The following is a 21,121-nucleotide window of genomic DNA, read 5'->3' on the forward strand; positions in this document are numbered from 1 at the left end:
AGACTCTACGAGCTACTGCCGAGTCGTATTGAGCAGTCCTAGCCCTCGGCCCCTCCCCCCGGGGCCCCGGCCGAGGCCGAGAGAGCGGGGCTCAGGCCGGCTTGCCTCAGCAGGAACTTGTAGATCCTCCCCCAGATGTTCTCGTCTCCTCTTAGTTTGTTCTCGAAGTTATTAATGTTGGCCCAGTCGACGAACGCCTTCTCGGCGGCCTCGTCCCACGAGCCCGTGAGCTCGCCCCGATAGTAGCGAGCTCGGAGCGCCCCCTGAGAGAAGTCGGCCTCCCCGAGGACTTCGCCGGGAAGTACCCGCGCGAGCTCAGCGGCGGGCAGGGGCAGCGAGTCATGATCGCCGTGGTCCTGGCCTTGAGGCCCGACCTCGTGGTGGCCGACGAGCCTACGACGGCTCTAGACGTGACAGTCCAGGCCAAGGTCCTCACCGCGTTGAAGGAAAACGTCAAGAGGAATAAGATGCCTATGATCTACATAACGCACGACTTAGCTCTGGCGATCCAGGCGTCCGACAGGATAGCCGTCATGTACGCCGGCCAGGTCGTGGAGCTCTCCGATAAGTTCGAGATCTTCGAGGATCCTCTCCACCCGTACACCAGGGCTCTGCTAAGCGCCTACCCCTCTCTCTCGACCTGAGGACCCCCTGGAGGCCCCAGGTCCCCGAGGAGTTCGTTGTGAGCTACGACGATAAGTGTAGGTACTACGAGAGGTGCCCCCTGAGGATGCCGGCGTGCTCTAAGGCTGCGCCGAGGCCGGCTCCGGTGGGAGGGAGACACGCGGTCTGCTGCATCCTCTACGGGGGAGGATGACGGAGAAATTAGAGCATCGCGAAGAAAGCTGAGTAGACGAGCGCGTTGATCGCCGTCACGATAGATCCGCGCTTCGCGAACTCGACGAAATCTATCGTGGTCCTCATCCGAGACTCCAGGCACTCGAGCACTATCACGTTGGAGGCCGCCCCGAGGATCGTCAGGTTGCCGGCAATGGTCGAGAAGGCGGCGAGGGCGAGCCAGGCCTCCGCGTCTCCCCCGCCGTAGCCGAGGCTCCTCATGTGAGCGATGAAGAGCCTGACGAAGGGGACGTTGCTAAGAGCCTGGCTGAGCGCGAGGGAGGCCACCGCTAGGCGTAGCACCCCCTCGGGCCCCGTCTCCTTCGAGCTCATGAGGGCTCCGAGGACGGGCGCCAGCGCCCCGCTCCTCCACACGCCCTCCATAGTGATGAACATCGCTATGAAGAAGACGATGGTGCCCCAGTCCACTCTGGCGAGGAGCTGCCTGGGGCTGCTCGAGAACATGTAAATCGCGGAAGCTACCACGAACGGTATTATGCCCCTCCGCTCTACGTGCGGCAGCCCTCTCAGCTCGAGAACGTCGTTGGCGACGAGGAAGCACACGGCCGATATCAGGCCAACCGCGGCGAGGGCGGCGTCTCTCCTGTTCTTGATGGCCTCGCTCGGTATGAGGCCTAGCTCGACTCTCGCGTCTCTGACGCCGTAGAGCTTGATCAAGACCCACGGGACGAGGAGGAGGTTGATCAGCGTGGGGAGGGCGAGCTTAGACGCGAAGACCAGAAAGGGGGCGTCGAGGCCGGACCTCGCCGCTATCAGGATGTTCTGGGGATTGCCCATTGGGGTCATCACAGAGCCCACGGTCAGCGAGAAGGCCAGGAGCAGGAACATCATCTTGGGGTCGAGCCCGGCCGCTCTCGCGATCGTCAGCGCTATGGGAGGTCCCATGAGAGCCACAGTATCGTTGACGGCTACGGCCGAGAGGAGGCCGAAGAGGAGCGACGACCCGTAGACGAGGGTCAGCCTGCGCTTGAACTTCCCGATGAACCATAGAGAAATGGCCTCGAGCAGCCCCGAAGAATCGGCCAGCCCAATTATGCTGAACATGCCGATGAGGAACAAGATTACGTCCAGGTCTATGACCGTCTCCAGCTCGTCGAAGCCCACGAGGCCCGAGAGGACAGAAATGAACGACGTGAAGGCCATGATGCTCCATATGGGGACGCGTGGCGCTCTGCTCCGAACCACAAGAGCCGCCACTAGGAAAGCCACTATGCAGAGCCCTATCCAGGGCCCGTAGGAGTCGGCCGGCGACCACATAGAGCTCGCGCCCGGAAGATAGGGCTCTGGGGTCTCGGCGTCCTTTTACGCCTTCCGCTCGGTCGATAACAGATAAAGCGAGATAAGCCCGCGCGGCCGCAGCGCGAGCGGTCGAGCGGCTTTGAGCTCCGAGGTGGCGCGAGAGGCCAGGAGGCTCTACGAGGCCGGGGTCCCGGTGCGCGAGATAATGCGGCGCCTCGGCATCAGATCTTGCGCCTCCCTATACAAGCTGTTAGGCGAAGCGAGGAGGAAGATCAAAAGAGGAGCCAAGAAGCTGACGAACGAGGAGCTGTCTAAGATCTGCGAAGAGCTGATGAGCGAGAGCGTATACGCCGTCGCGAGGAGATGGGGGCTCTCCACGAGCAGAGTGCACTCCATCAAGAAGAGGCACTGCGCCTCCTCCGCCTCTCGAGCAGACCTCGGGCGGACCGAGGAGCCGATAAGTTAGCGCTCAGGCTCCCCGCGGCGGAGGCTGAGGGCCATCACGTAGGCGTCGCTACCATCGGAGTAGTACTTCGGGATCTTGCCCACCACCTCGAAGCCGAGGCTCGAGTAGAGGCTCATAGCTGCCCTGTTCCTCTCCGATACCTCGAGGTACGCGATCTCGGCCCCGGACCTCTCGGCCTCTTCGATGAATCTCCTCACTAGGGCTCTGCCTATTCCTCTCCTCCTGTGGGCGGGGTCCACCGCTACGCTGATGAGATGCGCGAGCCTCCCCTCCTCGAGCAGGCCGACAGCGTAGCCCACGACCTCTCCCTCGACCTCGGCCACCTCGAAGAGGAACGCGCAGCGCAGGAGGGCCGAGAGCTGAGAGCTGCCGTAGGCCTCCGACCTCCCGAAACACCTCTCCTCGATCTCGACGAGCTTCGGGACGTCTCTATACTCGGCCCGCCTGAAAGAGACGGAGACCACGCCCCGTCTCCTAGCCTAGGTGACGAGGGCAAGAAGGAAAATAATAAAAGCGCGCTTGAGCCCTCGGCAGACCATCAGTCGACTCGGAAGGGAGCCGAAAATTGAGATTCTCGATGCTCGCGATCCTCGCGCGAGCTCTAGCGGCGTACTTAGCGATCGGGCTCATAGCGACGATCTGCATCTATTGCGCGGCGAAAATCTCGCCGGGGCTCCCCAAGGCTACACTCGAGCCGGGCTTCTGGATCACGGTGTTGCTCTGGCCGCTCGGATTGCTGGCTTTCTTCTACGGTCAGTGAACGAGGGCTCGGTCTCTGTGAGGTAGAGAATTAAAGCTCGGCGGAGTGACCGGCGGGAGGGCTCGAGGCGAAGGGGCATTGAGCGTCGGGCGCAGAGCGATCGTCGCCGTCTCGGTAACGATCGTCGCGGCCGTCGCGTTCTCGGCGTGGCTGGGGCCCGAGTGGTGCCCCCCCTCGAGCGCCCTCCTCGGCGCGGGCCTCGGGCTGGTCTTCGGCATAGTCCCAACTCTGTGGGCTCTCGCGCCGAGGCTCTGCGGCCTCTCGCTCGAGCTCCGAAGCGGCAGGCTCGTTGCGAAATTCGGGGGGGCGGAGATAGCCGTAGACCTCGAGGAGATAGAGGAGGCGAGGCTCGTCGAGAGCTTCGAGAGGCTCGTCAGGATAGGCGGCGCGGCTCTCCCGGGCTGCTACGCCGGCCGCTTCGCCGCGAGAGGGGTCGGCTCCTTTAGGCTCTACGGCGAGAGGCCCTCCCCCGCTCTCCTCGTCAAGCTGCGAGAAGGGCGGGCTCTGGCCTTCGCGACGAGAGACCGCGCCCTCCTCGAGAGCCTCTCTCGGCAGCTGAGCGAGGCTAGAGCCGGAGGAGGACCCGCTAGGAGGCCGGCTCAGATCTCGAGCGGGCCTTCGGGGATGCTGCTCGCTCTCACGCTCTTAGTCCTCGCCGCCGCCTCGGTCCTGGCCGTCGCCATTTACGCTGAGCTCCCGAGCGAGGTCCCAACGGACTACGGGCCGAGAGGAGAGCCCGAGAGCTACGGGCCCAAGGAGAAGATCTTGACCGCGGTCCTAGCGCTGATGATCGCCGAGGCCGCGGCCTCGGCGATCGCGTACAGGTTCTTCCGCGACGTTCCTTTGATCGGCGCTGCCATGTTACTCCTCGCGTGCTCTACGTCGTTGATCGCGCTTAGCCTAATGGTCGCGGCGCGGTGCGCGCCGACGTGAGGGCTCTCGAAGCTGGCGATGCTCCTTGAGCGAGGCGGCTTCTCTAGTCTTCTTCGCCGCCTCCGTGGCTCTAGCAGCCGCTCTGGCTCTGCGGGGCCTCAACGTGGCCCTCTCGCTCGCGGCGGCCGCTCTGCTCTACGGGCTAGCGGTCTCGCCGAGCGAGATTCCGCGAGCTCTCATTGACGTGGCGGTCGACGCGAGGTGCCCTAAGACCGTCGCGGCGTTGGTCCTCGCCCTCTTCCTGGCCAATCTCATGAGCGCGTCGGGGGCCTCGAGGAGGCTCGTGCTGGCTCTCTCATCGGCGGGGCCGAGAGTGGCCTCCTACGCCGTGCCAGCCGTCGTGGGGCTCCTCCCCATGCCCGGCGGAGCCTACGTCTCCGCCGTCCTGGCCTCGAGCATTTACGACGCGCTCGGTCTCAACGCCGAGATGAGGTCGTTCGTGAACTACTGGTTCAGGCACCTATGGGTCTCGGTGTGGCCCCTCTATCAGACCGTCCTCCTGGCCGCGGGCTTTCTCCACGCGAGCGTCGGCGAGATCGCGGCCGCGACCTGGCCCGTGCCGGTCTCCCTGGCGCTAGCCGGCCTGGTCTCGACCCGCGACCTCTTGGCGCGGAGAGCCGAGGCAGAGAGGAGGAGAGAGCTGTCCGGCCTGACCCACGCTTGGCCCCTCTTCTCCCTCTTCGTCCTCGCGATAGGCGCGGGCGTGGACCTCGCTCTCTCCCTCGTCCTCGTCTCCTTCGCAACTACGCTTATCTATCGAGTAAGCCCGCGCGCCGTCGCCGAGGCGGCTAAGAGGGCGGCCGACCCCACGTTGATCGGAGTCGTGCTCGCCTCCTTCTTCTTCGGCGAGCTCGTCGAGCGCGGCGGGGCTACGGAGCTCGTAACGGAGCTCGCGGGCGTCAACGGCCTGCTCGCGTGTGCGCTGGCGCCCTTCGTCGTGGGCCTAGCCCTGGGCCTCGAGTTCACATTCGTCGCTCTGACCTTCCCGCTCCTCCTCCCCCTAATCTCGGGGGGCGAGCTCCGCCTCTTAGCGGCGATGGCCGGAGGCTGTCTCGGCTCGCTGCTAAGCCCTTTCCACGCGTGTCTCGTCATGACGGTTAAGCACAATAACGCGAGCCTCGCCGGCGTCTACCGTCGCCTGCTCCCGGCGGCGGGCCTCAGCGCCGCTCTCATAGCTCTCATAGCTGTGGTCGCGGAGGTCGCGGGCTGAGGGGTTGCGCGGCGACGGGGCTCGGAGAACTCTCCTAGGGTCCGTGATCAGCAACAAAGCCAACCACAACAAGATCGCGACGAGCAGCAGCGAGAAGCCCAGCGCCGCTCGCTCGGCCCCGAGCTCGAGGAACGGCCCTCCCTCGGTCGCGAGCGCGTAGATCTTATCGATGAAGAACATCAACGTGGCCCCCCAGAGGATCAAGCTCAACTCCTTCAGCCTCAGGGAATCTCGGTCCGCCCTGGAGTACCAGGCCGCGGTGGAGAGAGCCGCCGCGTAGGCGAGGACCAGGAGGTGCACCTCGAATCACCGGTGCACATTTATATAGGGTTTGGTGCACTTACCGTCCGCGAGGAGAAAAGCGTTTCGGTGGTGAGAAATTTGGCTTGCTTCATTGCGCCGCTCGTGGCAGCTGCCCTCCTACGAGTCGTCGGCTTAGCCGCGCGCGGATCCTACGAGAGGCTCGGGCTTAGGACGCTCGAGCTACTGCTGTGGGGAGGAGCGGTCCTGCTGGCGGCGGAGCACGCCTGGGCTGGCGAGATCGTGCCTTGGCCCCCCTTCCTCACCGCGATGTCCAGCCCAACGGAGCTCTCCGTCGCTCTGCGCGAGATAGCCACGGCCGGGAGCGCTATGGTGGCGGCCGCGACGAGCCTCTGGGCCTCCCTGAGGGCTCTGAGCTCGATCCTGGCGCGCGGCGAGACGAGGGCCGTCCCTAAGGTCACGACTACTCTCGAGAGAGCTTAGGGGGAAATTTTCCGAGCCCCGCGGATTTTTCCCAGCCCCGGAGCCTCTCTTCTCGAGGTCTGCGAGGAGAGCGAGGGCAGGCTAACGTTTAAGCTCCCCATTATGCTACGCGCAGTGAGAGTGGGTCGAGGGCTAGCCGAGTTGCCGCTCCACATTAGAGCCTCAAGGGATCAAGTGGCCGAGAGAGCCGTGATCTGCGGAGACCCGGCTCGCGTCAGGCAGATAGCCTCGATGTTAGACGGCGCGAGGCTCGTCAACGAGCACAGAGGACTAATCACGTACACTGGGAACTACAAGGGGGTCCCGATAACCGTGGCGACGCACGGCATAGGGGGGCCCTCGGCCGCTTTGGTGGTCGAGGAGCTCGCTCAGCTCGGCGTGAAGACCTTCGTCAGGCTGGGGACCGCCGGAGCGCTGGTCGAGGAGCTCGACGCGGGGGACGTGGTCGTGGCCAGCGGGGCCTTCCACAGGAGCGGCGGGCTCTTCTCGCAATACATCGGAGAGGGGGTCTGCGCCTCCGCCGTACCGAACTTCGAGCTCACGAGGAGGATCGTCGAGGAGCTCGAGAGGAGAGGAGTAAAGCACGTCGTGGCCCCCGTGGTCAGCAACGATGCCTTCTACGCGGAGAGCGAGGAGTTCGCCAAGTGGTGGAGCTCGAGGGGGGCGGTGGCCGTCGAGATGGAGGCCGCGACTTTATTCGCGGTCGCGTCTCTCAGGAGGCTGAGGGCCTCAGCCGTGTTGATAATTTGCGACTCACTGGTCAGGGACCTGGGCTTTCTCACGGCCGAGGAGCTCAGACCCTACGTGGAGAGGACGGCCTCGGCGGTCCTAGAGGCCTTGGCTAGAGAGAGGTCTCGGAGAGAGGGGGCTTGAGCTCGGCCGAGCGCGAGGAGCCCCAGCGCTTCGGCGTGCGGCTCGCCAGAGCCGCGGCTCCGCCGATAGTGATCGGCTCGCTCTCGGCGATCGTCGGAGTGGCCATCTCGCCCTTCAGCGTCTACCGCCACATGGTCCTCGTGGCTACCTCCGTGGCCTCTTTCGCCCTGGCACTCTACATGGTCTCGGCCGGGGGATTCAGGAGGCTCGAGCGATGGGAGGGACTCGATGGGCTTCTCGTCGCGTCTATAGCCTCTCTCCTCCTCGTCGCTCCTCCTCTCAGCATACTCGACGCGAGAGCCGGCGAGGCCTCTCTAGCGGCCGCGTCGGCGCTCTTCGTCGTCTTGGCCCTGCTGGCGGTGCGGCAGGAGAGGCCCCTGCTGAGGTTCGTCGTTCTCTACCCCGTCGTGGCGCTCCTAGCGGTCCTGGCGCTCGACCTGGCGGTCGAGAGCTTCTCCCTCGTCGAGTTGCTCCTGCTCTACGCGTATGCCCTCATGACTCCGATGATAACTGGGGTCAGCCTCTACGGGGTCGCGGAGACTTTCGGGGCAAAGCTCACGCTCCCAAGAGTCCTCGCGGTCTACCCGCTCAACGCGCTTGGCCTGACACTCGCGGTCCTCGGCGAGGGGCTCGGTTACGTCGCGCTGGCCCTCTCGACCTTGACCCACTTCGTCGCCGTCGACCTGAGAGGGGCCTTGAGGCTCTTGACCGAGGCCAGAAAGAGGGGGGGCCTCTTCTACGGGACCGCGAGGCTCTTGGTGCTCGGCTATGTAGCGGCCCTCGTCGGCTCGATCTTGACCGTGTATTGGTCGGTTCTCCTGGCCTCCGGCGAGAGCGGGGCCCTCTTCCCTATGGTTCACTCGCTATTCATAGGGTTCGTCGGGGGGCACATCTATGGGCACGCGGCAATAAAGCTGCCCCTCACGCTCGCGCTGAAGCCCTCTAGGAGGTTCAGGCCAGCCGGGCCAGCCTGCATGGCCGGGGCCGCTGCGCTCTGGCCGCTCTCGGGGGAACTCTCTCTCCTCCTGGTCCTGAGCTCGCTGGTCCTCTTGTTCCTGGAGCTCGACTTAAGAGACGCGGCGGCCAAGCTCCTCGGGCTCCGCTCGTTGCCTCCGAAGGGCCGATCATCTCCTCACGAAGATAGCCGAGCCCGCTACGGCGGTCGCGACGACTAGGGCGACGAGGCAGAGCGTGAGAGCGTCCGCGGAGGCCCCGGCGGGAGTTCTATTGGGAGTCCGGCTCGGCGTCGAGGCGGGGCTGAGCGAGGGGCTGACCTCCTCCCCACACTAAAAGAGCGAAGAAGAGCTCAGCGTTGACGGATAGACCAGAGGTTAAGAGGTTAAGCGGTGGAGCGTTGATTGCGATAACCACGCGGGGGCTGACTCTAGGGAGCTTCATTAGCCACTCGCGAGGGATGGGTGAGCGCACTGCTAATTCTCTCCCCACAGTAGTGTTATGAGTCAAGTATTTGGAGTAGCGGTTGGGGGCTTAGGGGCTCGTGTAAGTGGGAGCTGGAGAATGAGAGACCAGAGGCTCTAGAGCTCGTGGCGGGCTCGACCGCGTGAAAATTAAAAACTTCGAGCCACTCGAAGCGGGAGGCACCTCGTGCTGCGGGAGGCGTTCAGGGCGCTCGAGCGACTCGTCGAGGAGCGCGAGGCGTTCTTCGATAGGAACGAGCGCCTGAACTCCGAGGGGAGGAAGCTCTTGGAGGCGGCCTCGAGGATCCTGGCCCGCGAGGCGAGAAGCCTTCGCGGCTACGTGCGGAGAGCGAGGAGAAGCGGCTCGCTCGAGGACGTGGTCAGGCTGCTCGAGGCTCTGAGAGAGCTCAGCGGGGGCGACTAGGCCTAGGGGCCCCGCTGGAGCGCCTCAGAGCGAACCACACGTAGGGGTTATTCTCGATCTCCGCCCCGAGCGTCGTGGAGGGCCCGTGGCCCGGATAGACCTCCGTGTCAGGCGGGAGGAGAGTGCAGAGCTCGCGGAGGCTCTCGAGGAGGGCCTCTTCGGAGCCGCCGGGTAGGTCGGTTCTGCCGACCGAGCCCGCGAAGAGCGTGTCGCCAACAAAGACGGACCTCGAGGCCGGAGAATATATCGAGATCGAGCCGGGGCTGTGGCCGGGAGTGCTCAGGACCTCGAGCTCGATCTCGCCGAGCCTCAGCCTCTCTCCCCCCTCGAGGAGAGCGTCGGGCTCGAGCTGCTCGAGCTCGGAGCTCGAGTAGTAGAGGCCCCAGCTCGAGCTGAGGCCAGCGAGCTCCAGGTCGTCTCGGTGGAGGTAAATGGGGGCCCCGGTCCTCCGCCTGAGCTCGGGGGCCCAGGCGAAATGGTCCAGGTGGCCGTGGGTGATCAGGATGGCTCTCAGCTTGAGGCCGAGGTCTCTCAGCTTGGCGAGGAGCTCCCCCGAGGGCCCTCCGGCGTCGACGACGACCGCGTCGAGGGCCCTCTCGTCGTAGAGCAGATAGGTGTTCGTCTCGAGGGGCCCCGCGACGAACCTTGAGATCTTCAATGCCTCGGGCTCGCCCGCACTCGAGGCTAAGAAACAAAAACTAAAAGTTGGGGGCTCTCGGCCGGGGACTTCTTCATCTATGCGGAGGCCCTCGGTGACCTCCGCCGCCCTTCTCCTCGATCTCCTCGAGCGACAGGCCGGCCTGCTCCAGCAGGTCTTCCGCCGCCCCGACCATGACCTTGGCCCTCTCGTAGGATATCCACGTCGCCAGCCTGGCTACCTCGCGCGGCTCCACGAGCTCGCGCAGCCTCTTCTCGGTCTCGTTCTTCCCGAGGCCCGGCTGTATCTTCTCGAGCGGCAGGAAGGAGCGGGCCAGCTCGGACTTTGCGTTGTTGAGCAGCCAGAGAGCGACGTGGAACTTCGTCACGGCCTCCGAGTCCGTGCTCTTTGCGGGCCCGCGCGCGCCGCGCATCAGCTCGTGCATGTAGCTCATAGCGGCTTCTCTGAGGGAGTCTATCCTGGCCGCGAGCGAGGCCGCATCGTCGACCAGCCCGAGCGCCTTCTCGGCCAGGTAGCCCCCGAGCTCCGGGTGCTTGAGCCCTAGGGCCTTGACCTCCTCATCTACCCTCTCCATGAAGGCCCTGGCCTTACCGATGAGGGAGAAGAAATCGCCCTCCCCGGCCGTCGCTGCCGACAGGTTGCTCGACAGCTCCTCGGCCTCGCTCAAGATCGAGCTCAGCCTCGCCGCCGCCTCGGTGAGGTTGTTCTCTACGGCGAATTCTCTTAGCTCCCTCAGCACTTCCGCGACGGCCTCTAGCTCGTCTATGGTCTCGTTGACGAGCACCGCTCTCGTGACGTCGAGCGCTACGCTCACCGACACGTTGGCCGGGATGCCGATGGGGGTCACGTTGGCGACCACCGCCTTGGCGGCCCTCAGGGTCTCTCGAGCCGCGCTGACTCTCTGGAGGGCCTCGTCAACGGCGTTTATCGCGCTCTCGGAAGCGTTGAGCGCCCTGAGCCTCCCGAGGACCTCCGCCAGGACCTCCTCCGAGCGCGAGACCTCCTCTTCGGCCCTCTCGAGGCCCTCCACCTCCAGCCTCTCCCTCTCCTTGATCATCTTCTCCACCGTCTTCTCCGCGTGCTCGCCGAGGCCTTGCCCGAGCCTGATGGCGCTATGAGTCTCGATCTCCGCTCTGCGCCTCTCGAGGCGCTGCTTTAGCTCGCCCAGACTCTTGGCTTCCAAGACCTCGGAGGCGGCGCCGACGGCCCCGGTCTTGTTCAGCCTCTCGGCGACCTTCTCACTCATCTTCTTGACGACGACCTCGGGAGGCGTCAGGGCCTCTCCTCTGACGTTGGCCCTCAGCTCGGCCACCGCTTCTCTGAGACGGTCGACGTACTTCTCCAGGTCCTCTCCGCTCAGCGAGGTCGCGTTGACCGACAAGAGCTCCCGGATCCTCTGCATCTCCTGCCCGCTCACGTTGGAGACTTGGAGGAGGCGGGCCACGCAGTCCTGGTAGAACATCGCCGCGCTCCTGAGCTTCTCCTCATCTGGGGGACTCGCCTGGGCCCAGACCGCCGCCGAGGCCGCGCTCAGCAGCAGGACCGTGACGAGGGCGAGGGCCCTGATCCTCTCGAGTCTCATTCCTCTTCGCACCCGCGCGTAGCTGCGAACTCGTTATAAATTAAGAGGAGCGCGAAACATCCTCGGAACGCCGGCGAGAAGAGGAGAGGAGCCCCCGTGCTGTTCGCGGCGATCGCGCTGGTTCTGGCCCTGGGGGCCGGGGCACTCGAGATCTCCATCGACGAGGACGGGCTGGCGCACGCGCGCCTGGTCCTCGAGAGCTCGCCGGGCCTCAACTCGGTTAAGCTCCCGGCTAGGCCCCTAATCGGCACGATGACGGTCTCGATCGAAGGGTCCGAGACCGCGGCACTATACGACGACGACACGAGGACCCTGTACTTCCTGGCCCCGTCGGGCGGCCGAGCCGAAATGACGTACCTCGTGGAGATCTCGACCGAGGGGCTCTTCTACCGCTTCGACGTGGAGGACAATGTGACGTTCAGGCTCGCCGCCGCCCCCAACGTGATCCTAGTCGACGTCGAGGGGTTCCTGGAGTTTTCGCGGAAGCCCAACGGCTGGATCGAGCTCCTGCTGACCGGGCCCCTCACGGTGAAGTACGCGGTGAGAGCTCCGGCCCCTCATCCCAGTCCCACTCCTTCGCCTACTCCCACCGTCTCGCGGAGCTCCTCCTCGATAGCGCTGGTCGCCGCGATCGCGGCGACCGGCGGGGCGGCGGCCTACGTCGTCCTGAAGAGGAGAGCCCGAGGAGCCGAGGAGGAGCCCGGCGTCGAGCTGGTCGGCGAGGCGCTTACGGACGTAGACCACGAGATCCTCAAGGCGCTCGAAGAGCGGGGAGGAGCGGCGCTTCAGAGCGAGCTCTACAGGGCCCTCGGTCTACCGAAGACCACCGTCTGGAGGCACGTCAGGAAGCTCGAGAGGCTCGGCTACGTGGAGCTGATGAGGAGGGCTGGCACCTCGACCGAGGTGAGGCTCAGGAGGACGAAGCGAGACTAGACGCAGGCCAGCTCGGGGACCGAGACGGGGAGATCGCGTTGAGGGTAGGTGGAGGAGGGGGCGGCCGACTCCGACTCCAGCCCGAGCTCCTCCGCAACGAGGGGGAGCGCGGGAGCTTCGCTCGACGCCCTCCGCGGTCGCGAGGGGCGCGGCGCGGAGCGCGGCGACGAGCTTCGCGTCCATGAGGCTGGGCGAGGGCCCGGCTCCTCACAGGGCTCCTTTGGGCTCTATCGAGGTCTCGATGACTCTGGCCGTGGGCAGAGCCCTCTCGACGGCGGCCCTAACTTCGCCCCCCATGCCCCTCTCCGCGAGGACCAAGACCGAGCCCCCCATGCCCGCCCCCGTTATCTTAGCCCCGATCGCCCCGGCCCTCAGCGCGGCACTTATCGCGAGCTCGGCCTCGGGGAAGGAGACGCCAATGGCGCTGAGGAGACCGTGATTTATCCGCATGAGCTCGCCTAGCCTCTCAAGATCTCCTCTGGCCGCGGCTCTCGACCCCTCCTCAACTATCTCTCTAGCCGCCTCGAGTAGCTTGAGCCCCACCGAGCCGCTGGCTTTGAGCCTGCGCGTCGCCTCCTCGACGGCCCTCTTGGTGCTTCTGGGCACGCCCGTATCGACTACGAGGAGCGAGGCCCTCTCCAGGCCCCTCGCCTCGACGCGCTCGTAGTCGTCGACGCCTCTGAACAAGATCAGCCCGCCAATCACCGAGACCACGACGTCTATGCCGCTCGGCCTCGCGTGGAACATTCTCTCGCCCACCATCGAGAGCTCCACGAGCTCTCGCTCGCTCGGGGAAACGCCAAGAGCCGATAGGCAAGCCGCTGCCACTGCCACGGAGGTCGCGGCGCTGCTTCCTAGGCCCGAGGCGGGCGGTATCTCCGACGAGATCTCTATCCTGCAACCTCCAGAGATGCCCGAGCTCCTCGCTATCGAAGCGTACGGGGCCGTCTCCCCCTTCAGCTCCTCCTCGCAGAACCTCGATGTTCCTAGCGCGTTGGAGAGCACCTCCACGCATCTCCCCTCCGTCAGCTCCACCGACGCCGAGGCTCTGAGGGAGATCGCGGCCGCGAGAGCGGGCGAGCCGTGTACCACGAAGTGCTCGCCCAGCAGTATGACCTTGCCCGGAGCGCTGCCCGAGCCCCTCCTCAACGCCTCCTCTCCTCGTCGCGCGGAGGTCGAGCAGAGACCGAGATAAAGCTAAAGGGCTCAGGTGACGCTTGATAAAGCGGTGGCCAGATTGTTCAGGCGCAGGAGGGTTCGCGACATCTTCGAGGAGTTCTTCGAGGAGATGGAGGAGATGATGAGAGAAATGGAGGAGGAGTTCGCCAGGCTCAGCAGAATGGCGCTCGGCCGAGAGGTCGAGAGGTTCGGCCCGCTGCTCTACGGCGTGAGGATCGAGATAGGGCCCGATGGAGTGCCCAAGATTCAGGAGTTCGGCAACGTGAGGAGGGTCGGAGTCAGACCCAAGATATCCGAGGAGAGGGAGCCCCTCGTCGACGTCTTCGAGGAGAGAGACAAGGTAATCGTGGTGGCGGAGATGCCGGGCGTCGAGAAGGACAAGATCTCGGTGAGAGCCACCGAGGACACGCTCGTGATAAGAGCAAGCAACGAGCACCGTAAGTACTACAAGGAGGTTCCGCTGCCGAAGCCCGTCAAGCCTGAGACCGCGAAGGCCAGCTACAAGAACGGGGTCCTCGAGGTTAAGATTGAGAAGAAAGTCGTCGAGGAGGCCAAGGGAGAGGTCGAGGTCAAAGTAGAGTGAGAGTCTTCCTCCTCACCCGGCTCCCAGCTTTTTCGCCTGGAGCTTGATCTGCCTCGCCTGTTCCTCGATGAATCGAGCGAGCAGGGCTCTCAGCAGGTCGCTCCTGTTCCCGAACTTGAGCTTGAGTACGAGCTCGTCCAGCTTAGCGAGCGTGCGCTCATCCAGCTTGAACGTGATGGTCTTGTGAGGCGAGCACGACATGAGGAGGAGCCTCTCCTTCTCGAGGCTCAGGTCTTGGCGGTCGGGGTCGCTGAGGGCTTTGTCCACGAGGTGCCTGAGGAGATGACTCCTTGACGCGAAGCCGCTCGCTCTCCAGGCCGCCTCGAGGCTCTTGTAAGTCTCCTCGTCGACTCTGAGAGACACGGTCCTCTTCTCGAATATATCGATGATTATCACGTCGACGTCGGACCCGCGTCTGCGAGAGCCGAGGGCAGAGCTCAGTTTGGATCAGCCTCCGTAGATAACCACAAGTAGCGCGAAGCGCGTTGAAGTCTGCGAGAGGAGTCGAATATAAGATTAGCTCGCTTTCGCGATCTCATGAGACCGTCAAGAGGGGGAGGCGGAGAGGGGTTCAACTCGCGAGGTGCGAGGGGTTTGACAGATCGTAATACCGAGCACGCTCCCATCGAATACACCACTAGGCTCGAGCGCCTCATCGAGTCTACGATCGATTGCCCCATGTGCGGATCCAGTAATACATTTCTCGTTAGACACGCTCTCTACGACATGCCGCGCTTCGGCCCTACGATATTGTTGTCAGGCAAGTGCAGCTCATGCGGCTACAAGTTTGCATGGATTCTGCCGGCCGAGGAGAGAGGGGAGAGGATCCTGAGGCGCGAGATCCGAGGGCCAAGCGACCTGAACGCCTTGGTGCTGCTCGGGGAGGGGGCCGACGTAGTGCTGCCAGAGCTGGAGACGGAGATCCTCGCGACGGACCTCGAGCCCGGCTTCATCACCACGGTCGAGGGCCTGCTGCTCAGGATCTTGGATAGAGCCAGAGCGCACTGCGAGCGGGGCTGCGAGGAGGCGATCGAGAAGCTGGAGAGGGCGAGTCGGGGAGAGATCCCCTTCACGCTAATCGTGATCGATAAGCACGGTAGGTCGGCCATCTACGAGCTTAGCGACGAGCCTCGGTGAGCTCTCTCGAACGACGCCGCTCTGACCTCGAGGCCGAAGAGCACATCGCTCATTCTATTGAGCACAGAGAGAGCGAGGTCGCTCCTCCGCAGGGGGACGCCTGCCTCCAGAGCGGCCACTAGGGCTCTCTCGGCCCTTCTGACGAGAGCTCTCGCTAGGCCTATCGCCGAGGAGAAGGCCCCCGCTCCGTGGATCAGGAAGCCGCGTTGCTCGCGCGGCCAGTAGAGCTCGAGGAGCGAGTTCAGTCTCTCCAGGTCCCTCTCGTCGATCTCGATGCGGCCCGCGACCGTGTAGCCTACTCTGAAAAGCATGAGCTGAAGCTCCTCGAGCACCGAGGCGAGGTCCTCGAGGCCTTGGGGGGCTAGAGCTCGAGCGAGGCCCAAAGCGGATTCTGCTTCGTCGAGTGAGCCCAAGAGCTCCAGGCACGCGTGCGACTTACTCACGAGCTCACCCGTAGCGGGGCACTCGGTGTGGCCGGAATCTCCTCTCCCCGCTCCGGGCTTCAGTGCTAATCCCGGCGTTCTCTTGCTCGCCCGACAATAAAAGGCTGCGGAGTGATCGAGGACCGGTAGAGGAGCTTGCAGGTGGTCTTCGTAGGGACGGCGGGCTCCGGCAAGACCTCCTTGACGAGAGCCTACGGCTCCTGGCTTGAGGAGCGCGGCTACTCGGTCTCCTACGTGAATTTGGACCCCGGCGTCAAGATCCTACCTTACGACCCGGACGTAGACGTGAGAGAGAAGTTCACCGTGGAAGAGCTGATGCTGAGGACGGGCCTAGGCCCCAACGGGGCTTTCATGCTTGCCAGCGACCTGCTGGCTCAGATAGCGGAGGAGCTGGCCCTCAGAATCGCGGAGCTCGAGCTCAGGAGCGACTTCGTCCTCGTGGACACGCCGGGTCAGATGGAGATGTTCGTCTACAGGGAGAGCGGGCCGAGGACTCTCGACCATCTGCGGAGAGTCGGGAGAGTCGCGGCGGTATTCGTGGTGGACGGGGCCGTGGCGCGATCCGAGGAGGACTTGATCGTCCTCTGGCTCACCTCGCTAATAGTGCAGCTCAAGCTGACGGTCCCCGTCGTCCCCGTCTTCAATAAATCGGATCTCATCGTCGATAGAAGCGCTGTGGAGCGCTTCGTCGCGGATCCCTCAGCGCTGACCGAGACGCTCGAGAGGCGCCCGGGCCTGACGTCCGACCTCGCTTTAAGGCTCGTCGAGCTCGTGAGGAGCTACGGGAGAGCCCTCAGGCCCGTGCTGATCTCGGCCGCGAGGTCCGAAGGCCTAGAGGTCCTGCACGCGGCGCTTCACGAGCTCTTCTGCGTTTGCGGAGACCTGAGCTGAAGCCACGGCAAGGTTAAGATACCGGGGAAAATAGCCAGAGATCGAGGGCGCTACGCGCTTCAACGCTCTCCCCCTCGGTGGGCGACCTTGGCCCTCGAGCCCGGTGCCTCTCGGCGTTTGGTCGCCGAAGGCGCGGCGCTCGTGGTGAGGGGGTGCCCGAGGAGCGAGAGTGAAATAGAGAGGGCGTTGGGGACCGCTCGCTCCATCGCGAGAGAGGGAGGCGGGAGGCTCACCGTGGTGCTCGAGGGCGCGAGCTTCCTCGAGTGCGTGGACCTAATCAGGGCGCTCTACGAGAGGCTCGCGGAAGCCACCGTGGTGGTCGAGGTCGGCGGAGCTTCTACGCCGAAGGACGGCCGCGGAGCTCTCGAGCTCTCTTTCAATGGATCTGGGGAGAGGTAGAGCCGAGTTGGCACGCTCGCTCGAGTTGGACTTCATCATCACAGTCGACAGGAGCATGATGAGCAATCACAGAGGCAAGGAGTTCCTGGGCTTCATGACGACGGCCCCCGCCGTTGGGCTGCCCGAGGTCTTGTGGAGAGCCCTGGCCATGCCGAGGATCCCCGTCGACGAGCACGGGAGGCCGAGGCAAGCCCCGTACGGACTCAGGAAGATAGAGGCCGCCCTCCTCGACGCCGGGTTCTCCGCGGCCGTGGTGGACCCGGACCACGTTCGGAGATACGTTGAGAGAGCGAAGGCCGTGCTCATCGGACACCACGACTACTTCGCCTTCAACTCACCGAGCATCGAGTACTGGCTCATAACGGGCGAAGAGCCCCTCAATAGGAGGAGCTTCCTCGAGTTCGCCTCGAGACTGGTCGAGATGAAGAGAGGGCTGAACCCCGATCTCAAGATAATCGTCGGAGGGCCGGCGGCATGGCAGTGGCTCTACGTGCCTGAATACATCGAGAGGTTCGAGGTCGACACGATAGTCGAGGGAGAAGCCGAGGGCGTCGTCGTGGAGCTGGCTCGGAGAGTGACCGAGGGGCTCCCCCTGCCGAAATTCGTTATGGTCGGGCCCCGCGATTGCCCGGAGATGGAGGAAGTGCCGGTGATACGCGGAGCCTCGATCAACGGGCTGGTGGAGATAATGAGGGGGTGCCCGAGAGGGTGCAAGTTCTGCAGCGTGACTCTGAGGAGGCTTAGACACTATCCTCTCGAGAAGATAGAGCAGGAGATGAGGGTCAACGCGTCGAGCGGCCTCAAGGGCTGTGTGCTCCACAGCGAGGACGTCCTGCTTTACGGAGCTAAGGGGATAGAGCCTTCCCCGGATAGCGTCATCAAGTTACACGAGCTCGCCAAGAGATACCACGAGGAGGTCGTGTGGAGCCACGCCACGCTCTCCTCCGTGCTCTACGCCGAGAGGAAGTACAGGCTCGTCTCGAGAGTGGCCGAGCTCGTGTTGGACGGGCGCCAGAGGTACTCGGGCTTTCAGACGGGAATAGAGACGGGCTCTCCAAGGCTCGCCAGACAGATCATGGCCGGAAAAGCCTCCCCCTTCAAGCCAGAGCAGTGGCCTGACGTCGTCGAGGAGGCCTTCGGGATACTCCACGACAACTTCTTCGTGCCCGCCGCTACGCTGATACTCGGGCTCCCGGGAGAGACTGAAGACGACGTGATCAGAACGATCGAGCTCGTCGAGAGGCTGAAAGATTATAGGAGCCTCGTGGTTCCAATGTTCTTCGTCCCCATCGGAGCTCTGAGAGGCTGCGGCTGGTTCACGAGCGTTCATCTGAGGAGAGTCCACGCCGAGCTCCTATTAGTCTGCCTCAAGCACTCACTGTTCTGGGCCAAGGATATCGTCTCGAGGTTCTACGCGAGAGGTCTCTCGTCTCCTTTCCTCAAGCTCACGCTAATGAGCTTCTTGATGTCAGCGGAGAGGTTCGCCAGAAGTCTGACGCCAGACGAGGTACTAGAGCACATCGAGAGGTCGAGGAGGAAGCTCGCGGGAGAGGTCGAGGAGACCTCAATTAGGGAGAGCGTGCTCGAGCGCCTCAGGCGCTACGCTCGAGCCCCGAAGGTCGCGGCGAGGCCGTGAGCTTTGTCTCTCGAGTGCATCGAGGAGAAGGCCAGGGAGAGCGGTGGGAGAATCATAGAAACGGAGGGGTCCGTCAGGACCGTGGAGCAAGCCTCCAAGAGAACGGGTGTCGAGGTTGGGAGCATAATCAAGACTCTGCTCTTCGTGGGTCAGAAAGGGGTCTACGCCGTCGTCTTACCCGGCGACCGCAGAGCGTCGATCGAGAAGCTGGAGCTTCTCCTGGGAGAAAAGGGGCTGAGGCTGGCAAGGCCTAGCGAGGTCAGAGAGCTGACGGGCTACGAGGCCGGGGGCCTTCCGCCCTTCTGCCTCGGCGACAAGGTCTCGGTCCTCCTAGACTTCAGGGTTCTCGAGAGGGGGCTCGTGGTGGGCGGGGGAGGCTCTACGAGGAGGCTTGTGGAAGTGCCTAGCAAGGCCATACTAGAACTCAACCGGGGCGCTCGGGTGGTCGATGCTTCGTCAGATTAAACCGCCCCCGGAGCCGTTTAAAGCTCAGAGGTCGCATCTTACGAGGAGCCTGTGGGTCTCCTTGGGCGTTTGCCTCTCGTGCGGCAAGCTCTCGAGACTGGTCTCGAGCTCCGTGGGAGCGTGCTACGCGTGCCTAGTGAGCAGACCGGGCGAGGCTCTCTCCGCCGCAGCGAGGAGTCGCGAGCGTTGGAGAGAGAGCGCAGGCCTGCCGCCGACTCCACCTAGGAACCGGGGCGGCCCTCGCTGCGCGGTCTGCGTGAACGAGTGCAGCATACCCGAGGGGGGCCTGGGCTTCTGCGGCGTGTGGGCTAAGAGGGGGGGCGCGCTCGAGCCCAGAGCGGGGAGGGGCGCGCTCGTCGCCTACACGTATTTGGACCCCCTCCCGACGAACTGCGTGGCCACGCCGGTCTGCCCGGCCGCCACCTCGAGGGGCTACCCAATTTACACGAAGACGCGGGGAGCGGAGAGGGGGCGATTTAATTTAGCGGTGTTCCTCGGCGGCTGCAACCTCGACTGCTTCTTCTGCCAGAACATAGACCACAAGCGCGCGGTCTCGATCAAGCCCTCCTCCAGGGTTTGCCGAGAGATGCGCGTCGAGGAGCTGATAGAGGAGAGCTCGAGCGACAAGATAACGTGCGTGTGCTTCTTCGGAGGAGACCCAACGCCTCACGTCCCGATTCTCCTGCGCTACTGCGCCGAGGTCTCGAGGCTCGCTAAAGAGAGCGGAGCGGTCAAGAGGATATGCTGGGAGACGAACGGCCTCATGGCCCCCAATCTCATGAGGGTCGCCGCTCGCTTCTCCCTCGAGAGCGGGGGCATAGTCAAGATAGACTGGAAAGCCTGGACCCCCTCGGTCTACGAGGCTCTCACGGGAGTCGATGGCGAGAGAGCGCTTGAGAGGCTGCGCGAGAACGCGAGGCTGGTAGCCGAGATGGCCGCGAGCAGGCCCGAGCCCCCTCTGCTAGTGATCAGCGTGCTCCTCGTCCCAGGCTACGTGGGGCCGCGAGAGGTGGGGGCGATAGCGAGCTTCGCCGCCTCGCTGCCCGCCAAGATCCCCATGGTGCTACTGGCTTTCTACCCTCAGCATCTGATGTGGGACCTGCCGACGACCAGCAAAGATCACGTGGAGAAGGCGGTGGAGGCCGCCAAGAGGGTCGGAGCGGAGGAAGTATACGTGGGGAACGCGTGGTTGGTGCGCCCCGGATACTTAGTCGAGGAGTTCGAGCCGCCAGCCCAGCCTTCGCTCAGTACCACTCGAGCCGCCCAATGAGGAAGGCATGTATATGGGCCGCGACCTCTCTGCCCTCTCTCATCGCCCTACCTACGTTACTGGCCCCCACTCTGACGTCGCCGGCCGCGAAGACCCCTCTCCTCGTCGTCCTATAGAGGTGGTCGGTGGCTATCCTCCCATCTCTTTCGATCCTCACCCCCGCCTCCTCGAGCCCGGGCGGAGGAGTGGCGACGACGCCGGTCGCCAGCAGCACGGTTCTCGCCTCAATGTCGACCGGCCTGCTCTCGTCGACGAAGAAGGCCGACCTCCCCTTGCCGTTCGGCGGGCTCAGCCTCACCTCGTTGCACCTGACGGCCTCGACCCTGCCGCTCGGCCCGGCTATCACCTCGCTGGGGGCTAAGAGTTCGAGGAACTCGACCCCGCGCCTCTCGAGCTCTAGAGCCCATCTGTGGCCCATCGGGGCCTCCCACTTGGTTCTCCTATAAACTATCTTGGTCTTCATGCCGAGCTCCACGCCCGCTAGGAGAGCCGCGTCGAGTGCGGTGAAGCCCGCTCCGATTATCACCACCGGGTCCGCTAGCTCGTCGAGAGGCCTCTTGTAGCGTATAGGCTCGTAGCCCATCTCGAGCCTGATGTAGTCTGAGAGCCACTCGAGGGCTCCGAGCACTCCGGGGAGGGTCTCGCCGCGGATCCCCGGGCTCTTGGTCCTCCACGACCCGCTCGCCACGAGCACCGCATCGCTCTTCTCGATCAGCTCCTCGAACCTCACGTCTCTCCCGACGAAGGTCCTCAGCACGAACTCCACTCTGCCCGTCTCTTTCAGCCTAGCCACGCCTCTCCTAACTCTATCCTTGGGAAATCTCGAGCTCGGGATGGCGAAAATCATCATGCCGCCGGGCTCGGGATTGGAGTCGTACACCACTACTCTGTGACCCAGGCACGCGAGTTGACCGGCCGCGGTCAACCCGGCAGGCCCCGCCCCGACTATTGACACGGTCTTGCCGGTCGGGGGCGGCAGCTCCGTGCACGTCAAGAACTCCAAAAGCCTTCGAGCCTCCG

The 21,121-nt window shown here is 64.2% G+C and carries 27 protein-coding genes; 19 read left to right on the top strand and 8 right to left on the bottom strand.

Going from position 1 to position 21,121, the window contains the following annotated elements; genetic code table 11:
• Positions 1 to 263 precede the first annotated feature (263 nt).
• Complete coding sequence (locus QXU97_03845; GenBank protein ID MEM4035726.1) at positions 264 to 644, top strand: ATP-binding cassette domain-containing protein; 381 nt, start codon at positions 264 to 266, stop codon at positions 642 to 644.
• 38 nt (positions 645 to 682) lie between these two features.
• Entirely contained in the window at positions 683 to 817 is a 135-nt protein-coding gene (locus QXU97_03850) for a hypothetical protein (GenBank protein ID MEM4035727.1), read from the top strand.
• A gap of 8 nt (positions 818 to 825) precedes the next feature.
• On the opposite strand, the gene QXU97_03855 is transcribed toward QXU97_03850, so the two are convergent.
• Positions 826 to 2,115: an SLC13 family permease gene (locus QXU97_03855; protein ID MEM4035728.1), complete on the bottom strand. Its 1,290-nt coding sequence runs from the start codon at positions 2,113 to 2,115 to the stop codon at positions 826 to 828.
• Positions 2,116 to 2,236: 121 nt separating this feature from the next.
• Here QXU97_03855 and QXU97_03860 point away from each other — a divergent pair, with 121 nt between their 5' ends.
• Complete coding sequence (locus tag QXU97_03860; GenBank protein MEM4035729.1) at positions 2,237 to 2,563, top strand: hypothetical protein; 327 nt, start codon at positions 2,237 to 2,239, stop codon at positions 2,561 to 2,563.
• Here the strand turns inward: QXU97_03860 and rimI are convergent.
• Positions 2,560 to 3,027: a ribosomal protein S18-alanine N-acetyltransferase gene (gene rimI, locus QXU97_03865; protein MEM4035730.1), complete on the bottom strand. Its 468-nt coding sequence runs from the start codon at positions 3,025 to 3,027 to the stop codon at positions 2,560 to 2,562. The genes QXU97_03860 and rimI overlap by 4 nt on opposite strands.
• A gap of 101 nt (positions 3,028 to 3,128) precedes the next feature.
• Between rimI and QXU97_03870 the strand changes: the two genes are divergently transcribed.
• From QXU97_03870 to QXU97_03905, 8 genes are all read left to right on the top strand, one after another.
• A complete protein-coding gene (locus tag QXU97_03870) occupies positions 3,129 to 3,323 on the top strand; it encodes a hypothetical protein (GenBank protein MEM4035731.1) in 195 nt (64 codons plus the stop codon).
• 78 nt (positions 3,324 to 3,401) lie between these two features.
• Positions 3,402 to 4,256 carry a DUF1648 domain-containing protein gene (locus QXU97_03875; GenBank protein ID MEM4035732.1) on the top strand — a complete coding sequence of 285 codons (855 nt, stop codon included), beginning with the start codon at positions 3,402 to 3,404 and terminating at the stop codon, positions 4,254 to 4,256.
• 25 nt (positions 4,257 to 4,281) lie between these two features.
• Positions 4,282 to 5,466, top strand: coding sequence for a DUF401 family protein (locus QXU97_03880; protein MEM4035733.1), 1,185 nt, complete (start codon positions 4,282 to 4,284; stop codon positions 5,464 to 5,466).
• A 4-nt stretch (positions 5,467 to 5,470) separates the two neighbouring features.
• Complete coding sequence (locus tag QXU97_03885) at positions 5,471 to 5,626, top strand: hypothetical protein (GenBank protein MEM4035734.1); 156 nt, start codon at positions 5,471 to 5,473, stop codon at positions 5,624 to 5,626.
• A gap of 209 nt (positions 5,627 to 5,835) precedes the next feature.
• The gene (locus tag QXU97_03890) at positions 5,836 to 6,210 is read left to right on the top strand and encodes a hypothetical protein (protein MEM4035735.1); all 375 of its coding nucleotides are present in this window, start codon (positions 5,836 to 5,838) and stop codon (positions 6,208 to 6,210) included.
• Positions 6,211 to 6,351: 141 nt separating this feature from the next.
• Positions 6,352 to 7,083, top strand: a complete 732-nt coding sequence (locus tag QXU97_03895) for a purine-nucleoside phosphorylase (protein MEM4035736.1) — start codon at positions 6,352 to 6,354, stop codon at positions 7,081 to 7,083.
• A complete protein-coding gene (locus QXU97_03900) occupies positions 7,080 to 8,258 on the top strand; it encodes a hypothetical protein (GenBank protein ID MEM4035737.1) in 1,179 nt (392 codons plus the stop codon). Before QXU97_03895 ends, QXU97_03900 begins: the two co-directional genes overlap by 4 nt.
• Before the next feature lie 430 nt (positions 8,259 to 8,688).
• Entirely contained in the window at positions 8,689 to 8,925 is a 237-nt protein-coding gene (locus tag QXU97_03905; GenBank protein MEM4035738.1) for a hypothetical protein, read from the top strand.
• Here the strand turns inward: QXU97_03905 and QXU97_03910 are convergent.
• Both QXU97_03910 and QXU97_03915 read right to left on the bottom strand, forming a co-directional pair.
• Positions 8,909 to 9,583, bottom strand: coding sequence for an MBL fold metallo-hydrolase (locus QXU97_03910; protein ID MEM4035739.1), 675 nt, complete (start codon positions 9,581 to 9,583; stop codon positions 8,909 to 8,911). The two genes, QXU97_03905 and QXU97_03910, sit on opposite strands and share 17 nt — an antisense overlap.
• Positions 9,584 to 9,656: 73 nt before the next feature.
• Complete coding sequence (locus QXU97_03915) at positions 9,657 to 11,165, bottom strand: hypothetical protein (protein ID MEM4035740.1); 1,509 nt, start codon at positions 11,163 to 11,165, stop codon at positions 9,657 to 9,659.
• Positions 11,166 to 11,261: 96 nt separating this feature from the next.
• Between QXU97_03915 and QXU97_03920 the strand changes: the two genes are divergently transcribed.
• Complete coding sequence (locus QXU97_03920) at positions 11,262 to 12,098, top strand: winged helix-turn-helix transcriptional regulator (GenBank protein ID MEM4035741.1); 837 nt, start codon at positions 11,262 to 11,264, stop codon at positions 12,096 to 12,098.
• 207 nt (positions 12,099 to 12,305) lie between these two features.
• On the opposite strand, the gene mvk is transcribed toward QXU97_03920, so the two are convergent.
• Complete coding sequence (gene mvk / locus QXU97_03925; GenBank protein ID MEM4035742.1) at positions 12,306 to 13,247, bottom strand: mevalonate kinase; 942 nt, start codon at positions 13,245 to 13,247, stop codon at positions 12,306 to 12,308.
• Between the two features lie 61 nt (positions 13,248 to 13,308).
• On the opposite strand from mvk, the gene hsp20 reads away from it, so the two are divergent.
• Positions 13,309 to 13,860, top strand: coding sequence for an archaeal heat shock protein Hsp20 (gene hsp20, locus QXU97_03930; protein MEM4035743.1), 552 nt, complete (start codon positions 13,309 to 13,311; stop codon positions 13,858 to 13,860).
• 12 nt (positions 13,861 to 13,872) lie between these two features.
• Here hsp20 and QXU97_03935 read toward each other — a convergent pair whose 3' ends face one another.
• The gene (locus tag QXU97_03935) at positions 13,873 to 14,256 is read right to left on the bottom strand and encodes a ribbon-helix-helix protein, CopG family (GenBank protein MEM4035744.1); all 384 of its coding nucleotides are present in this window, start codon (positions 14,254 to 14,256) and stop codon (positions 13,873 to 13,875) included.
• A gap of 198 nt (positions 14,257 to 14,454) precedes the next feature.
• Between QXU97_03935 and QXU97_03940 the strand changes: the two genes are divergently transcribed.
• Positions 14,455 to 14,997 carry a hypothetical protein gene (locus QXU97_03940; protein MEM4035745.1) on the top strand — a complete coding sequence of 181 codons (543 nt, stop codon included), beginning with the start codon at positions 14,455 to 14,457 and terminating at the stop codon, positions 14,995 to 14,997.
• On the opposite strand, the gene QXU97_03945 is transcribed toward QXU97_03940, so the two are convergent.
• Positions 14,970 to 15,680 carry an ATP:cob(I)alamin adenosyltransferase gene (locus QXU97_03945; GenBank protein MEM4035746.1) on the bottom strand — a complete coding sequence of 237 codons (711 nt, stop codon included), beginning with the start codon at positions 15,678 to 15,680 and terminating at the stop codon, positions 14,970 to 14,972. The two genes, QXU97_03940 and QXU97_03945, sit on opposite strands and share 28 nt — an antisense overlap.
• On the opposite strand from QXU97_03945, the gene QXU97_03950 reads away from it, so the two are divergent.
• The 5 genes from QXU97_03950 (at position 15,582) to QXU97_03970 (ending at position 20,101) form a co-directional block, all read left to right on the top strand.
• Entirely contained in the window at positions 15,582 to 16,331 is a 750-nt protein-coding gene (locus QXU97_03950; GenBank protein MEM4035747.1) for an ATP/GTP-binding protein, read from the top strand. The two genes, QXU97_03945 and QXU97_03950, sit on opposite strands and share 99 nt — an antisense overlap.
• Positions 16,332 to 16,448: 117 nt before the next feature.
• Positions 16,449 to 16,730 (top strand): hypothetical protein, encoded by a 282-nt coding sequence (locus QXU97_03955; GenBank protein MEM4035748.1) that lies wholly within the window; start codon positions 16,449 to 16,451, stop codon positions 16,728 to 16,730.
• Entirely contained in the window at positions 16,711 to 18,366 is a 1,656-nt protein-coding gene (locus QXU97_03960) for a radical SAM protein (GenBank protein MEM4035749.1), read from the top strand. Before QXU97_03955 ends, QXU97_03960 begins: the two co-directional genes overlap by 20 nt.
• A gap of 3 nt (positions 18,367 to 18,369) precedes the next feature.
• Positions 18,370 to 18,831 (top strand): YbaK/EbsC family protein, encoded by a 462-nt coding sequence (locus tag QXU97_03965; GenBank protein MEM4035750.1) that lies wholly within the window; start codon positions 18,370 to 18,372, stop codon positions 18,829 to 18,831.
• A 61-nt stretch (positions 18,832 to 18,892) separates the two neighbouring features.
• Positions 18,893 to 20,101: a radical SAM protein gene (locus QXU97_03970; GenBank protein MEM4035751.1), complete on the top strand. Its 1,209-nt coding sequence runs from the start codon at positions 18,893 to 18,895 to the stop codon at positions 20,099 to 20,101.
• Here QXU97_03970 and QXU97_03975 read toward each other — a convergent pair.
• Positions 20,076 to 21,104: an FAD-dependent oxidoreductase gene (locus QXU97_03975; protein MEM4035752.1), complete on the bottom strand. Its 1,029-nt coding sequence runs from the start codon at positions 21,102 to 21,104 to the stop codon at positions 20,076 to 20,078. The two genes, QXU97_03970 and QXU97_03975, sit on opposite strands and share 26 nt — an antisense overlap.
• Positions 21,105 to 21,121: the final 17 nt, after the last annotated feature.

The sequence above is a fragment of the Fervidicoccaceae archaeon genome (assembly GCA_038878695.1).
Taxonomy (GTDB): domain Archaea; phylum Thermoproteota; class Thermoprotei_A; order Sulfolobales; family Fervidicoccaceae; genus JAVZVD01.